This window comes from Stenotrophomonas maltophilia group sp. RNC7, assembly GCF_030910085.1.
Lineage (GTDB): Bacteria > Pseudomonadota > Gammaproteobacteria > Xanthomonadales > Xanthomonadaceae > Stenotrophomonas > Stenotrophomonas sepilia.
Genome location: NZ_JAVFVN010000653.1, coordinates 1 through 378, shown reverse-complemented (window position 1 = coordinate 378; position 378 = coordinate 1). Strand labels below are relative to the sequence as shown.

Genomic DNA, 378 nt, shown 5'->3' with positions numbered 1-378 from the left:
AATAATCTATTGCTTCAGTATAATTGCTTATAATCTCACTAAGCATAGCACAGTTAATTAATATTAGTTCATTGTCATAAAACATAGCCAATGAACTATATATTCTTAATGCTTCATTAAAACTTTTATTCTTAATGTAATTATCAGCTTTAATAATTTGATTTTCTAATTTATTTAATATCTCTTCTTTATCGTCTCCTAATATTTTTAGTATTTCAGAAGGCGTTTTGAACTTTCTATCATAAAATTCATCAAGTACTTTAGTCATAGAAGATTCAATTTTGTATTTGCTTATGAATAATTCCATATCTTCTTTAGTAAAATAATCCCTATCATTTCTCATTTTGCTTATCTTTAACAATAGACTATTTAATAAAT

Annotated in this window: 1 protein-coding gene; it reads right to left on the bottom strand. The window is 23.0% G+C overall.

Annotated elements, in window-relative coordinates; genetic code table 11:
• Nucleotides 1–343: hypothetical protein (locus RCF13_RS13555; protein WP_308141243.1), on the bottom strand; the 343-nt coding region annotated here is incomplete at its 3' end.
• Nucleotides 344–378 lie beyond the last annotated feature (35 nt).